Below are 14,980 nucleotides of genomic sequence, written 5' to 3'. Positions count from 1 at the left end.
AAAAAAAGTGTGTATTTTCATCAAATCAATGGATGATCACTCCTGAGAATGACCTGTCAACACATCAAAAAAACTACTTTACTTAAATGTAGGGGCATTGTTGGCACATCTTGAGGAGATAAAACTAATCAAGCACTTATGGAGAACCAAACTATAATGATTATCATGGGGGTAGTAACAGTAGGTATATTGTTACTCTATTTTTTCTTTACCCAAAACTATGACAATGGCGAAGTTATTCAAGTATTGGATGCCGACACAATCATTGTGAGAACCAAACGCTACAAAAAGAAGAAAATGAGGTTAATTGGAGTAGATAGCCCCGAAGCGTCAAACAATATTTTTAAGTTTAACCCTGCGTATGCCCGACACGCCGATAAGTTTGTAAGGAGAAGGCTCAAACCTGGTACCCCGATTTACCTTGATTATGATAAAAAGAAATTTGACCAATATGGTCGACTACTTGCTTACTTGTATGTGCGCAAAACAGGTAGGTGCCTCAACGAAGACTTACTGAGAAAGGGGTATGGAGTAGTGCAAAAGGACAGATATAATAAAAGGCTTATAAAGAAGTTTATGAAAATAGAAGCAGAAGCCAAGCGTGAACGAAGGGGCGTATGGAGCAGAGGACCACGTTTGTAATGTTTATTGAACACCTGTAATTAATTTATGCAAATAACTTATCGTGAGCTGAGCGAGCTGGCAAATGTTGCCAAACAAATTGTCCAATTTGCCAATGAACAACCCAAACCCGCAAAAATTTGGGTGTTTGATGGAGAAATGGGGGCAGGAAAAACCACCTTGATCAAAGAAATAGGAAGACAAATGGGTATTGTCGACACCATTCAGAGCCCTACTTATTCTATTGTAAACGAATACCAAAATGTCTCTGGAGAGGCTTTCTATCATTTTGATTTTTATCGGCTCAAAAACGAAACTGAGGCGCTAGACATGGGCTACGAAGAATATTTTTATGACAATAGTTATTGTTTTATAGAATGGGCTTCAAAAATCCCCAGCCTGATGCCCGAAAATTATCTAAAAATTGCTATTATACTACAATCTGATTACCGAATCATTGAATTGACCCAATATGAGTAAGCAATCGTACACAGAAGGCACAGCCCTTACCAAAGAACAATTGGTACTTTATCCAAGTGAGCAGTTGGCTCCTATCAAAAAAAAGGCAGAAAAACTGTTTATTGGTATACCCAAAGAAAAAAGTAAATCTGAAAAGCGGGTATCGTTGCGCCCCGAAGCAGTAGAAATATTGGTACGCAATGGGCATGAGATAAGGGTAGAAGCCGGAGCTGGGCTTGGTGCCAAGTTTACCGACCAGCAGTACAGCGAAGCTGGGGCAGAGGTGTGTTATTCTGCCAAAGAAGTGTTCGAGGCAGACCTGATCTTAAAAATAGAGCCCCCTACTCACGAAGAAATAGAGTATATGAGGTTTGGGCGCACAGTAGTATCATCGTTGCCTATGGCACGTATGGATACTGCCTACTTTAAAGCTTTGATGCAAAAAAAATGCATCGGTATTGCTTACCAGTTTATTCAAAACCGCATTGGCGAAATGCCCTTGATTCGTTCTATGAGCGAAATAGCTGGGAGCACGGTAATGCTTATTGCCTCTGAGTACCTCAGCAGTGCCCACAATGGCCGAGGTATTATTTTAGGAGGAATCACTGGTGTACCCCCTACTCGTGTAGTCATTATTGGGGCAGGTACAGTAGGCGAGTATGCCGCACGTACAGCCATTGGGTTGGGTGCCGAAACCCAAATTTTTGACAAAGACATTTATAAGTTGCGCCGGATTAAATATGCTGTAGGGCACCAAATGTATACCTCTACTATAGACACAGGTATATTAGAAGAAGCCATTTCACGCGCTGACGTTGTGATAGGCGCCATGCGTGCTGAGAAAGGGCTAACTCCCTGTGTAGTAACCGAAGAAATGGTGCAGCAAATGAAACCCAACTCTATCATTATAGATGTGAGTATTGACCAGGGCGGAGTTTTTTCTACTTCAGAGGTGACCACACACGAAAACCCTATTTTTAAAAAATATGATGTCATTCATTACTGTGTGCCCAATATCGCTTCGCGGGTAAGTAGAACCTCAAGCACTGCTTTGAGCAACATTTTTACTCCCTATTTGATGAAAATTTCCAAGGCAGGCGGAATGGATGAGATGATTTTTACCAGTAAGTGGTTTATGGAAGGTGTGTATGCTTATAAAGGGAGTCTTACCAACCGTTTTATTGCCGACAAACTGGACATGCCCTATAAAGACTTGGGTTTGTTGATGGCAGCGAGGATTTAATTGTGAGTAAAAATAGCGGGCTTTGTTGACTAACATAATGGTCGACCAACTGAGGGAAAAAACAGGGGGAATTACTAAAAATCAACATGAACAGATGTATTTTTTTAGACAGAGACGGGGTGCTCAATCGTGAGCGGGGTACTTATACGTATACCATTGCCGATTTTGAGATACCCACAGGAGTAATTGAAGCATTGCAAGAATTAAAGCAAGCAGGATATTTATTGGTGGTGGTTACCAACCAGGGAGGCATAGCTAAAGGTTTATATACTAAAGAAGATGTGAAAGCCTGTCACCAGTATTTGCAACAGCAATGTGGTTACCTGCTTGATGATTTGTTTTACTCGCCTTACCACCCTCAGCATAGCGAATCACTTTCGCGTAAGCCTGAGTCTTTTATGTTAGAAAAAGCCATTGCCAAGCATGTAATAGACAGAGAAAGGTCGTGGATGATAGGGGACAGTGCCCGTGATGTAGAGGCGGCAAAAAAAATACAAGTCAATACAGTACAGGTTATTGCGGAAAATAAACCTATATCGGCGCTTGCCGATTTTACTGCTAAAGACTTGTATGCGGCTGCTCGACTTGTACTTTCGCAAAACCAAACAGTTTAAGATTTTTTGCAACTATCCTCTGGCGTTTTTTGCCTTGGTTGAGTTGTCTTTGGGGTCTAAGGTATTTTTTACTTTGACATCCTTTTGCTCGTGCACGTTTTTCATATAAGTTGGGCAAGTATGTCTTTTTTTTGCACAAGACGTGAAACCGACCATAGAGACAAGCGCAACTACAACTAATACTCTTTTCATTAATTTTACAATTTAATGTTTAACTCTTTATTATATTGATCTACAAAACTACGAATATTAATAGACATTTATTATACCAAGCCTTGATATCATAAATTTACAACGTATTTGAAGGTTAAATGTAATAGAGTTTCGATATTTTTTACAAAAAAAGTGAATAAAAACTCTTTTTTTGACAACAACATAAAATAAAGTAAGGTTATATTGACTAAGTACAAGCACCCTACAGAAACAATCCATCCCTACTACCTTTTATTGTTCACTTGTTTTTTTTATACCTTCTTTCTACCCATAAACTGTGTTTAAACTCTGTGATGGATATTTGCCTATCTGTTGCTCATTCTTTATTGATTTAACTCAAGACATAACCACATATTTTTATAATTTTGTGCAAAATATAGCAACAAACAAAACTTTATTATAATAGCCCACCTTGTTCTTTGGTTGTTTGATGACCAAAGGGGAGGTGGGTTTAATATCAGAAAAAACAGGATTAAAGTATGGTTAGTAAGATAAAAGTTATTGAAGTAAAATCAGAAATTGCAGCAGGAACAAGGGGGGCAAGTTTGGGAGTAGATGCTTTGAAAACAGCTTGTTTGAATAAAGCCAGTAAAAACAATACACCAGTGAGCAAAACATTTTTTGCCACTTATAACCAGTGCCTGACAGTGCCTACTGTCAATGAGATACTTTTCCAAGACAATAAATACCCGTTTGCCAAACACATTGATGGTTTGTTGAAAGTTCAAACGGCTACTTGCCAGGCAGTGAATGACACACTCAAGCAAGGGTTGTTTCCCTTGGTGCTTGCTGGAGATCATGGGTCGGCAGCAGGCACTATAGCAGGTATCAAGCAGGCGTATCCTCATAAGCGATTGGGAGTGATATGGATAGATGCCCACGCCGATTTGCATTCACCTTATACTACTCCTTCGGGCAATATGCATGGCATGCCTTTGGCAATAGCTTTGAACGAAAACAACGAAGCACACCAAATAAACACCTTAGATGCGGCTACTAATGAGTACTGGGAACAACTTAAGAATGTAGGTATCAAAGGAGCTAAGCTCAAAGGTGAAGACATTGTATTGATTGCAGGTAGAGACATAGAAGCTCAAGAACAAGCTTTGATGGATAAATACGGCATGAGAAATTTTACTGCAGAAGAGGTACACACTCAGGGAGCAGAGGCTATAGCTAAGCAAGCCCTTGATATTCTGAGCGATTGTGATATGGTGTATGTATCGTTTGATGTAGACAGCATGGATTCTGCGATTTCGGCAGGCACAGGCACCCCTGTACCCAATGGTTTGACTGTAGCCGAAGCCTGTGACTTGAATATAGCTTTTGCCCGTAGTTCAAAAACAATATGTTGGGAAATGGTGGAAATCAATCCTACTTTGGACGATAAAGTTAACTTAATGGCAGAAAATGCTTTCTCTATTTTAGAGGCGACTACCGAAGCATTGGTGAAAAATCATCGTTTGGTAGAGGTTTCTTAGTGTTTATTTGATGAATGCAATATCAAGCAAAAAAGCCCTGACATTGCAGGGCTTTTTTGCTTGGTTGTTCAATACTCCACAGTGATTTTAGTCAAAGTTGTTTGCTGGTGATCAGTTATTTATGAATTTAAAAACTATTTAATTGGATGTTTAGGCATAAAACCGAAAAACTTTTAAATAAAATACTGGTTTACAGTATTTAACAAGGTGAACATTTACTCGAATCAGCTATGGACTATTGGTATGTTTAGAGCGCCAATTTTTTGCGAATTTGCTTTGGTATGGCATCTTTATGCACCAATAACGAGACTGTCTTGAGGCGAAAATAAGCCTGAGAAGCATGTACATACCCCCCAGAAGATCCCGCATTTACACCCCAAGAGTTTTTAATCAGGTAGTATTTGTTGCCGTTTTGATCTTTGGCAGTACCAACGAGGTGCATCAAGTGATCATCAGTAGTACTGTAGTTTTCAAACGTTTCCTGACGCATTTTTTGCGTTACCTTGCGTTCTTCCACAGGGGTTTTTAAGGCTTTTTTTCGCTCTGCCGAAGCCATTTGTGTCCACTGTTTTTTAGGCACAATAGCAACATCATTTCTTTGCGAAAAACCTTTTTCGCTGACATCACCATCCCACACCATCGAGTATCCACTTTGAATAGCATTTTTTGCTACTGCTTCCAATTCGTCTATAGGTAGGTTATAATAGGCACCATTAGAAAAATTGTCAGGAATCTCCAGCACAAATGTCTTGTAATAAGGTTGGTGAGTATAAGAGGTCAGTTCTACATAGTCTGCCGGATTGATGCCTAACCATTGCGCAAAGCTTTTAGGTGTATATTCTTTGTTCTGGTAGGTAAACTTCTCTGGTACTTTGCCCAGGTAAGCATCCAGCACTCCTTCAAAAGCGGGCAACCATTTTTGAGTAGGGCGCTTGCGTTTTATTACCGTTTTCATAATACTGGTAAGCACCGCGGCAAGTTCTGCATGGTCGTGTCTGGTTTCACCGTTTACTTTACCACTGTACACTTGTTCGGGTACAATACCGTACTTGCCAATGGTGTTGATAAGGTCGTGAGCCAGGCTTCCTTGACTAAACTGGGCTTTACCTTGGCGGCGCATGTAGTTTAGGGCTTTTTCGCGGTAAATGCGACGTACTACATACATTTCTGACAAATCGTGTTGCCCTTTGCCCAAACGAATAAGTTCTGACTCAATAAACGAAGCTGTAGAAAAGCTCCAGCAAGTACCAGTACGTTGTTGGTTTTTTACTGGTGTGGCTTCTACTTTTTTCTCTATAGTAAATTTGTATTGAGCGTTTGTGCGAAAGGTAATGAAACTGGTTAAAAAAACCAGGTAAAAGGCATATTTCCAATTCATTGTGTACGTTAATTAAATTAAAATAATTGTTAGTAAAACTACTAAAATAACCTGAGCCATTTGACTAATCTTATAGCCCCAGACTTCTTGAAAAAATATTTGCATAGCCAAAGCTATGGACATATTTTTTCAATCGCCTGAAACTAAAATATTGCACCATATTTGGCTCATTTTATTTTTTCCGTTTTACTTACATGTGATTTATCACAAAACTAATCTAAAAAATTAAAAGCTTTGAAAGAATGTGGCGTGTATTTAAGTGGTTTACTCGAGTGGTGCTTTATTTATTGCTGGTAATGGTAGGTGTGGTTACCGTAATATGTGTTTTTGTGTACCTCAATCAAGACAAGGTTATTTTTCTTGCCGAAAGGTTGCCTCTTGACCACAAATTTAAATTTGCTTATGATGAAGAACGCTTTTACACTCCTGAGCATGGAGCCCGTTTAAATGCGCTATTGTTTAAGAGCAAGCAACAAACCGCCAGAGGGCTTATCTATTATTTACACGGCAACACGGGAAGTTTGCGCAACTGGGGTAGAATAGCTCGCCGATTTACCCAATATGGCTACGATGTGCTAGTGTTTGATTATAGAATATATGGTAAAAGTAGGGGAGAAGTAAACGAACAAACTTTACTAAAAGACGCAGAGTATGTGTACCAACAGTTGCTAAAAGAATATCCCGAAAACAAAGTGGTCATATATGGACGTTCGCTTGGGAGTGGTTTGGCTGCGTTTGTGGCAGCACGCAATATGCCCAAAATGTTGATATTAGAAACACCTTATTATAGTTTTATTGATTTGGTACAACACTTGGGCAAACAATACAATATCCCTTGGTTTCCTTATACTATTGTACTTAAGTATCATCTGCGTACCGATTTATATTTACCCCAGGTCAAGTCGCCTGTATATTTGTTTCATGGGCAGCTCGACGAACTGATCTACTACGAATCGAGCCAGAAACTGACCCGCTTTTTTAAGAAGGATGACCTACTGTTTAGTGTGCCTGATGGCAAGCATGCCGATCTGTGGCGGTACGATGAGTTTAACCAAAATCTAGCGAAGATATTAACCAAAAAATAGGATAGTATTCAAAATATTATTTGGATAATGCAATAAAAACTTTTAATATCAATTTTATATCAACTTTCCTCGCTATTTATACTAGTTAAATTCAAATGTAGCATTATATATGCTAAATTTGATGCTGGAATGATCAATCAATAATTAACAATATTAATTTAAGCTTCATTACTCTAAGGTATTGAGGGATACACAACATACTATACCAGAAATGCAGACTGTGAAGCAGCTCAAGATTATTGGCTTGAATACAAAATTCAGAACATTCCAATTTAGATGTATTTATGCTTAACTAACTTCACTATATTAAAATGGAAAGTTTATTAATAAAGAGGGAAAAATACACACCTTACGTATCATTTGATGTAAACACCAGAGTTTTTAACATTGAAGGAGAATCTTACAGCGATGACTCTGACACGTTTTACCAACCTATTATTAAATGGCTCAAAAGCTATCTTGCTACTAACAAAAAAAGCGTTACACTCAATTTTAAACTAAAATACTTTAATACAAGGTCATCACGGGCATTTTTTGAAATTTTGGAGTTATTAGAAGAGCACGTGATTCATAAAAACACCAAAGTGATAGTCAATTGGTACACCAACGCCAAGGATGTAGACATCATAGAGGATGGAGAGAATTATAAAGATAGTTTTGATCATTTATCGTTCAATATTCTATCACAGCATTTGGTCTAAAAAAGGACATCACCCTTTTCTATCACTATATCTAACTTAAAATAATCACTTTTTATCGAGGATTTTACTTGTTTTGTTTAAATCAAAGTTGATGAATTGAACTTTTGCATGTATCTTTATGATATTACATAACCAGAATAGCAAAGTGACATCATGAATGATTTATTGATTGAAAAGGGAGATTCCACTCCCAGAGTATTCTTTGACAAAGCAACCAATAATCTGGAAATTGTTGGAGAATCATTCAGTGAAGAAACCGCTCATTTTTATCAGCCAATTATAGAATGGCTCGATAAATATGTGAAGGCCAACCCAACACCCCTAAGTCTTGACTTCCGCCTAAGTTATTTTAACACCAGCTCTTCTCAACTAATTTTTGAAATGCTGGAAATGTTAAATAACCATGCCAGTAATTACAATATACCTATTGTGATAAACTGGCATGCCAGTGCCCACGACATGGACATGGTAGAAGACGGAGAAGATTTTCAGGATGATTTTGGGGCTTTGAGTTTTAATATATTGGTAGAACAACTTATATAAGCTTGTTTCATCAAGTATGCTCTATTCTTACAGCAACACTCTTATACAAACCAGCACGCATCACAGGTGCGTGCTTATCTTTTTTTAAATCTCCTTTTCATTTATTAGACACCTGCAGTACCGTTTGTGAACACTTGATTACGTTCAGACCTTCATGTATAATGCCTCCTTGACATACACCAACTTAACTTACATAAGTGTGGCTTACCTGTAAATACCTTCTTCGTTTTGGGGAAATTGCAATTAATTTATTATGTGAATCTCTAAAATTCAAAATATTGAGGTACCCCTTCAGTAAAGTTATTGACAATAGATGACTGAAGCAAGTGGAGGGCATTTGGAAAGGGGCATACAGGTTTTTGCAGGAAAGAAAAACAGAAAAAAAAGCAGTTTAAAGCATACTTTTAATCATTTTTTTTTAAGTTAGAAAAAGGGTTTTATCCAAACCATGCAACTATCATCTTTGGCTTGAGAGGGATAGAGGTCTGAAAATATATTATTAAACTACTAATTTATATATTTACACACAGTGAAAAGTTTGATCATCACGCAAGAAAAATATACCCCTTATATTTCGTTTAATACAAATACCAACATATTTGATATTGCCGGAGAGTCCTACAGTGAAGATGCTTTTGTGTTTTACCAAGCTTTACTAAAGTGGCTCAGCGATTATTTAAAAGTTAACCAGCGTCCTATTACGTTAAATTTTCGCTTATTATATTTCAATACAAGTTCATCACAAGCCATATTTCATATACTTGAAATGCTGGAAGAGTATGCCGAAGATGGAAATGTAGACGTGCAGGTAAATTGGTACGCAAAACCCAACGATAGTAGTATGATGGAAGATGGACTATACTATCAAGATAATTTTGATGCTTTATCCTTCAATATGAAGACTTTATAGTTTAAAAAAGAATGAAAGTGTAGAAAGTATATATATTATGACAGCTTTACACCTATCAGCATAATATCATCGCGTTGTTCTGTGCCCTTCATGTGGGCATCTAAAGTTTCATTCAATAGTTGTTTTTGTTCTGACATTGGTTGGGCTGATATTTTTTCCAGCAATAACTTTAGATTTTTGACCGCAAAAGCTTTACGTTTCTGATTGTTTTGATCGGCGTAGCCGTCCGACCCTAAGTATAAAATACTGCCTTTGTCAAGCAATAGTTCTGTTTGTGTAAACGATGGTCTGTCTTTGCGCTCACGCCCCCCTATAGACATTCGGGTGCCTTTTACTTCCTGCAGTGTACTTTCGCCATTTTTTATATAATACAAGGGGCGTTTTGCTCCTGCAAATTGTACCTTTACCTGGCCCTGAGGAGTATCCTCCATCACTACCAGGCACACATCCATTCCGTTGGCATAGCCTAGTTCTTGTTGTCTGAGTAATATTCTAATTTCGCTTTGCGCCTTTTTTAAAATCTCACTGGCTTCTGTAATCCCCCATACGCGCACAATTTTATCAAACAATGTGTTGGATATAAGCGACATAAAAGCTCCTGGAACTCCGTGACCGGTACAATCAGCAGCAATTAAGATAGTTTTATGCTCTATTTTGTTAAGCCAGTAAAAATCACCTGATACAATGTCTTTGGGGCGATAAAAAATAAAATAGTCTTTAAGGAGGCTATTAAGTTTAGATTCATAAGGTAGAATTGCTTCTTGGATGAGTTGGGCAGAATTGATGCTTTGATTAATCATGAGATTTTTACGCGACAATTCTTTATTTTGGTTTTCAACAAACTCCTGCTGAGCTAAAATCTCTTCTTGCTGTTGAAACAACTCCTCGTTTTGAGTCATAATTTCGTTTTGCTGTTCTTTGAGCAAGCTGTTTTTCTTTTTTCGTATTTGAACACTTCTATAAAGTACGATGGCAAGTGCCAGCACTAAGAACAGCCCAATACCTACTGCAATGTTAAAAAGGTTTTGACGTTGGATAGTGGCTTCTTTAAGGTCATTTTCTTTGGTAAGAAGCAGTACCTCTTTTTGCTTTTTGTCTAAATTATAAGCTGATTGTATTTGATTAACTTTACTGCGTAACCTGCGACGGTTGAGGGTGTCGCGCATAACACCAGCCAAGGTTCGGTACTCATAGGCCTGTTCAAACTTCTTTTTTGCTGCGTTTAATTTTGCCAGTCCTCTGTAAGCCCTTAGTAAGCCAGGGTAAAAAATGTCTTTTTTGCCTATATTTCTATAATAATCTACTTTGCTGTGTACCACACTGCTATCATAGTAAGCCTGTGAGAGCTTATATTTCTTCTTGGCAAAATATATATCGCCTATACTAGTATATACCAATATTACACTGCCTCGTTCCTTGTGTTTTTTACTTAAATGTAAATCTACCTTCAAATACTTCAAAGCTTTGTCATACTCTTTTTTTACTTCGTATATTTGGGCAAAGTTACCACTTAAAATCCCGATCCAGGCAGAGTCTTTTTTCTCCACAGATATTTCCATTGCCTTGCTGAGCTCTTTTTCGGCTTCGTTATATTTTTTTTCTCCAATGCGCATCATGGCTATAGCCGTGTGTGAGTTGATAATATTACGGTGGTGTAGAGAGTCACCCCCCAGTTTAATTACCTCACGGAAAGTTTTTATTTTAATGTCCAGCCCTAGGTCGCTGCCGTATTGCAGGATTCCTGCCTGGTATAATGATCGAGCTGCTGCTGTATTTTTGTTTATCTCCAGAAATAGCTCGTGCGCCTTGAGAAAACTTTTGATAGCGTCATCGTTTTTAAAATCATTTTGTAAGTGTGCCAATTCATGGTATAAATAGCCTTGTATATCTTTTCTTTGGCGTTTACCTGCCTTGGCAATTGCCTGATTCATTAACTCAAAGGCTTTTATAGAATTTTTGCCTCCAAAAGCATAAGCATAAGCGAGTGATGCATTACTCACTGCGTCTAATTCAAACGATTTATGTTTATTTGCAAGCTGAACAATGGCTTTTGCATTAGAAAAGGCTACAGCAGAGTCTCCTTTTTTTTGAGCATCTTTCAATTTTGCCAATAGGTCGCCAAGTGATGTTTTAGGTGCTTTTGTAGAGGTTGGCTTTTTTGCAAACTCTTCTATGCGTTGTATAATGTTGTCAGGAGGTGATTTTTGAGCAAAAACAGCAAGGGAGATTGTGAATAAAAAAAAGACACACGTTGTTACTTTTTTCATAGACATTTACAGGGAATGATTTAGTAAATAGTTAACTTAACAAACTGCTGTATATCAATATTTTAAGTTTATATAGCTAGAGGCATAAATCAGACCATTTACACAAAGCTTGAGTTAAAATGCATACGCTATAATAATAAAAAATGTTGCTATAAACAAGTCCCTTATTACAGTTTTACCCCTATCAGCATAATGTCGTCACGTTGTTCTGTGCCTTGCATGTGGGTTTGCAGTTTTGTTTCAAGTATTTCCTTTTGCTTTTCCATAGAATAGTCTTTGAGTTTTTCCAGGGTTGTTTTCAGTTGATTGGTTGTATAGGGTCTCCTGTTTAGATTGTTTTGGTCGGCGTAGCCATCAGAGCTAAGATACAGCAAACTACCCGTTTTAAGTATGAGTTGTTGACTACTAAACTTTACTTGGTTACGTCGTTCCCTACCCCCAATAGACAGGCGGTCACCACGTAACTCTTCTATTGTTTGGCACCCGTGTTTTATTACATACAAAGGACGTCTGGCACCCGTAAACTGTATTTTAACACTATCTTTGAGGCTTTCTAATACAACCAGGCAAACATCCATTCCATTGGCATAACCCAACTCTTGTTGCCTGAGTAACTCTCGTATTTCGTTTTGAGCTTTTTCTAGTATTTCTGCCGAGTCGGTAATATGGCAGGTGCGAATAATTTTGTCAAATAAGGTGTGGCAAATCAACGACATAAAGGCTCCTGGTATTCCATGTCCGGTACAATCAGCGGCTATTAAAATAGTCTTGCCTTTTACTTTGTTGATCCAATAAAAATCGCCTGATACTACATCTTTTGGGCGGTATATCACAAAGTAGTCAGACAATAAATTATGCAGTTTTTGTTGGTAAGGCAAAATTGCTTTTTGAATATGTAACGCTGAGTTAATACTACTTTTGATTTGTTGATTTTTGAAGGAAAGCTCTTGGTTTTGGCTGGTAACAAAGCTTTGTTGAGCAAGTATCTCTTCTCTTTGTTGTACCAGTTCTTTGTTTTGAGTGACAATTTCATCTTGCTGCTGTCTAAGTATCTTATTATTCTTTGTTCTTTCCTTGTTGCTGATGTACAACACTATAGCAAGCACTAAGGTAAAAAACAAGACTATACCTATTGCCAGGTTAATTAGGTTTTGCCGCTGGATAGTGGCCTCTTTTAGGTCATTTTTCTTAGTAAGCAGTAATACCTCCTTTTGTTTTTTCTCTATATTATAGGCGGCTTGCACTTGATTTACTTTATTTTGTAGTTTTCTTTGAGTAATGGTATCGCTGAGCTTGGCTGCAAGGTCTCGGTATCGGTAGGCTTGTTTATAGCTATGTTGAGCAGCAAATAAGCGCGCTAATCCATAGTAGCTCATTTGTAAAGGCGCTCGTAGCACACCAGATTTGTTGTGGGTAAATCGGTTGTGAATGCTCTCCACTCTGGCACTGTCGTAGTAAGCTTTTGCTTGGGTGTACTTTTGTAATATCCGATAAATATCGCCAAAACTAATGTATACATAGGCCAAGCTCAGACGTTCTTTGTTTTTTTTGCTGAGATTTAGGTCTTTCTTAAGGTATTTTAGGGCTTTATCATATTCTTTGTTTGTCCGATAAAGCTGGGAAAAATTCCCGCTTAGAATGCCAATCCAAGCCGAATCTTTTTTGGCTTCAGATATTTTGAGTGCAATCTGAAGTTCCTTTTCAGCCTTTTTATACTTTTGTTGCCTAAAATACAACATGCCAATGGCATTGTATGAGTTGATGAGCATACGGTGAGGTAAACTATCCTGGCAGTATTTCTCTTGTTTGATTACCTCCCGAAAACTTTCTATTTTTTTGTTTATGGGTACATTAGCACCATACTGAGTAGTTGCTACATTGTAAAGCGATTTTACTGCCTTTGCCTTTTGCCCAAGTGCAAGAAAAAGTTCGTAAGAGGCAAAAAAACTGTTAATCGAGTTTCCGTCATTGGCGGCATTTTGCAAATGCCCAAAATCGCGATAGAGCTCTGCTAATACCGTTTTTGTAGATTTTGTTTGAGCCAATGCTATTGCTTCTCGCATCTTTTCTATAGCCAGTGTACGATTTTGAGTAGCATCATACAAATAAGCCATCAATGCCGGAGACATGACGTGAAATATGGGGCGAGGGTGTTGTTGTAGAAGCGAAGCTATTTTAGTACCTGTTTTTAATATGCTGGTAGAGTCTAAACCTTTAATGGCTTTTTCTATAATTCTTATAAATTGGTAATGGTGGTTTTTAGGCTTGTTAAGTTGCTTCGTTAAACTGTCTATTCGTTGGAGTGTAATCTGTGGAGGAGTTTGTGCCCAAAGGGTGTGGGTGTTTATGATGATTACTACAAGATATTGCCAGATTTTTTGCATTTACTTTCCCTTATTTTAAAAATAATGCAGTTTCATTAAAAGTTAAAGAAAGATATGTTGTTAATAGTAAGTTACGCAATAATTACCTGAAAGAATGTAAATTATAAATATTTTCTGATTGTTGAGGGTGATTTTTTAATAGTGAAGCATAGGTCGCTATCTCAATCATAAGCAAGTTTACAAAAAGCGGAGACAGAGGGATTCGAACCCCCAATACCTTGTGATGGTATTACTTGTTTTCAAGACAAGCTCCTGATCCAACCGGGTTATCTCCGTAGCAAAAGTGACACAGGCAGGACTCGAACCTGCAAGCTTGCAATAAGACCTGATTTACAGTCAGGCGAGCCAACCAATTGCTCAACTGTGTCAAAAAAAGCAGAGAGTGAGGGATTCGAACCCCCGCGTCAAACCTGACCTAACAAGGTAGCAACCTGTCCCCTTCACCACTTGGGTAACTCTCTGAATATTGGTGCGAATAGAAGGAATCGAACCTCCATCTTCAGGGCTTCAACCTGACACTTTACCTTTAGAGCTTGTTTAAACTTTTGTTTATAGGAGATTTTATGATGAATTTTTGGATTAGATGCGTCAAATTTTGAAGTAATAGCAGCGCTATTGCTAATAAATTTGACAAAATATAATCATAAAAGTCGCGTAAAAGACCTAATCAATGAATTTTAAACAAGCTCTCGAGTCACATCCGCAAAAAACGACCTGAAAGGACTTGAACCTTTATCACCTGAGTCAAAGTCAGGTATCCTAACCCATTGGACGACAGGTCGTAGAGATTGTGTGAACGACGGGAGTTGAACCAAACGTATCTCCTGGTTTTCAGGCAGGCGCTTTGCCATTAAGTAACGTGTTCGCCCCGTAAACGGGATTTCGGGCGTAGCCCTCAACAATAACCCCGATAAGAAATCGCATTGGTCAGGGCTTAAAATTCCGCCTGTAAAAACCAGCTTCAAGTTGTGTTGAATCACAATTTTTATGGAATCGTTCAAAACTCTTTGCTCGTTTTTATGCCACTTATTACGAATATTAGCCCCAGTGGGGAGAAACCTTGGTAGAAAAAATAAACGAA

At 38.1% G+C, this 14,980-nt stretch carries 12 protein-coding genes and 4 tRNA genes; 9 read left to right on the top strand and 7 right to left on the bottom strand.

What is annotated here, in order from left to right; translation table 11 throughout:
• Positions 1–138: 138 nt before the first annotated feature.
• The 5 genes from Q0954_RS02585 (at position 139) to Q0954_RS02565 (ending at position 4,631) form a co-directional block, all read left to right on the top strand.
• Positions 139–642 carry a thermonuclease family protein gene (locus tag Q0954_RS02585; protein ID WP_299453163.1) on the top strand — a complete coding sequence of 168 codons (504 nt, stop codon included), beginning with the start codon at positions 139–141 and terminating at the stop codon, positions 640–642.
• A 27-nt stretch (positions 643–669) separates the two neighbouring features.
• Entirely contained in the window at positions 670–1,101 is a 432-nt protein-coding gene (gene tsaE, locus Q0954_RS02580; RefSeq protein ID WP_299453162.1) for a tRNA (adenosine(37)-N6)-threonylcarbamoyltransferase complex ATPase subunit type 1 TsaE, read from the top strand.
• Positions 1,094–2,323: an alanine dehydrogenase gene (locus Q0954_RS02575; RefSeq protein ID WP_299453161.1), complete on the top strand. Its 1,230-nt coding sequence runs from the start codon at positions 1,094–1,096 to the stop codon at positions 2,321–2,323. The genes tsaE and Q0954_RS02575 overlap by 8 nt, the downstream gene beginning before the upstream one ends.
• Before the next feature lie 86 nt (positions 2,324–2,409).
• The gene (locus Q0954_RS02570; RefSeq protein WP_299453159.1) at positions 2,410–2,937 is read left to right on the top strand and encodes an HAD family hydrolase; all 528 of its coding nucleotides are present in this window, start codon (positions 2,410–2,412) and stop codon (positions 2,935–2,937) included.
• A 692-nt stretch (positions 2,938–3,629) separates the two neighbouring features.
• Positions 3,630–4,631, top strand: coding sequence for an arginase (locus tag Q0954_RS02565; RefSeq protein WP_299453158.1), 1,002 nt, complete (start codon positions 3,630–3,632; stop codon positions 4,629–4,631).
• Positions 4,632–4,878: 247 nt separating this feature from the next.
• Here Q0954_RS02565 and Q0954_RS02560 read toward each other — a convergent pair whose 3' ends face one another.
• Entirely contained in the window at positions 4,879–6,009 is a 1,131-nt protein-coding gene (locus Q0954_RS02560; protein ID WP_299453156.1) for a C1 family peptidase, read from the bottom strand.
• 242 nt (positions 6,010–6,251) lie between these two features.
• Between Q0954_RS02560 and Q0954_RS02555 the strand changes: the two genes are divergently transcribed.
• The 4 genes from Q0954_RS02555 (at position 6,252) to Q0954_RS02540 (ending at position 9,248) form a co-directional block, all read left to right on the top strand.
• Positions 6,252–7,094 carry an alpha/beta fold hydrolase gene (locus Q0954_RS02555; RefSeq protein ID WP_299453155.1) on the top strand — a complete coding sequence of 281 codons (843 nt, stop codon included), beginning with the start codon at positions 6,252–6,254 and terminating at the stop codon, positions 7,092–7,094.
• 311 nt (positions 7,095–7,405) lie between these two features.
• Positions 7,406–7,795 (top strand): DUF1987 domain-containing protein, encoded by a 390-nt coding sequence (locus tag Q0954_RS02550; RefSeq protein WP_299453152.1) that lies wholly within the window; start codon positions 7,406–7,408, stop codon positions 7,793–7,795.
• 153 nt (positions 7,796–7,948) lie between these two features.
• Entirely contained in the window at positions 7,949–8,338 is a 390-nt protein-coding gene (locus Q0954_RS02545) for a DUF1987 domain-containing protein (RefSeq protein ID WP_299453149.1), read from the top strand.
• A 529-nt stretch (positions 8,339–8,867) separates the two neighbouring features.
• Positions 8,868–9,248 carry a DUF1987 domain-containing protein gene (locus tag Q0954_RS02540; RefSeq protein WP_299453147.1) on the top strand — a complete coding sequence of 127 codons (381 nt, stop codon included), beginning with the start codon at positions 8,868–8,870 and terminating at the stop codon, positions 9,246–9,248.
• A gap of 35 nt (positions 9,249–9,283) precedes the next feature.
• Here the strand turns inward: Q0954_RS02540 and Q0954_RS02535 are convergent, their stop codons facing one another.
• The 6 genes from Q0954_RS02535 to Q0954_RS02510 all read right to left on the bottom strand — a co-directional run bounded on the left by Q0954_RS02535 (position 9,284) and on the right by Q0954_RS02510 (position 14,681).
• Entirely contained in the window at positions 9,284–11,515 is a 2,232-nt protein-coding gene (locus Q0954_RS02535) for a SpoIIE family protein phosphatase (protein ID WP_299453145.1), read from the bottom strand.
• A gap of 167 nt (positions 11,516–11,682) precedes the next feature.
• Entirely contained in the window at positions 11,683–13,899 is a 2,217-nt protein-coding gene (locus tag Q0954_RS02530; protein WP_299453143.1) for a SpoIIE family protein phosphatase, read from the bottom strand.
• Positions 13,900–14,086: 187 nt separating this feature from the next.
• Positions 14,087–14,173 (bottom strand) — tRNA-Ser (locus Q0954_RS02525).
• Between the two features lie 10 nt (positions 14,174–14,183).
• Positions 14,184–14,267, bottom strand: a tRNA-Tyr gene (locus Q0954_RS02520).
• 8 nt (positions 14,268–14,275) lie between these two features.
• Positions 14,276–14,360 (bottom strand) — tRNA-Ser (locus Q0954_RS02515).
• Positions 14,361–14,608: 248 nt separating this feature from the next.
• A tRNA-Gln gene (locus Q0954_RS02510) sits at positions 14,609–14,681 on the bottom strand.
• Between the last annotated feature and the right edge of the window lie 299 nt (positions 14,682–14,980).

The organism is uncultured Microscilla sp. (assembly GCF_947493425.1).
Taxonomy (GTDB): Bacteria; Bacteroidota; Bacteroidia; order Cytophagales; family Microscillaceae; genus Microscilla.
This window is presented reverse-complemented; position numbering and strand designations above follow the sequence as displayed.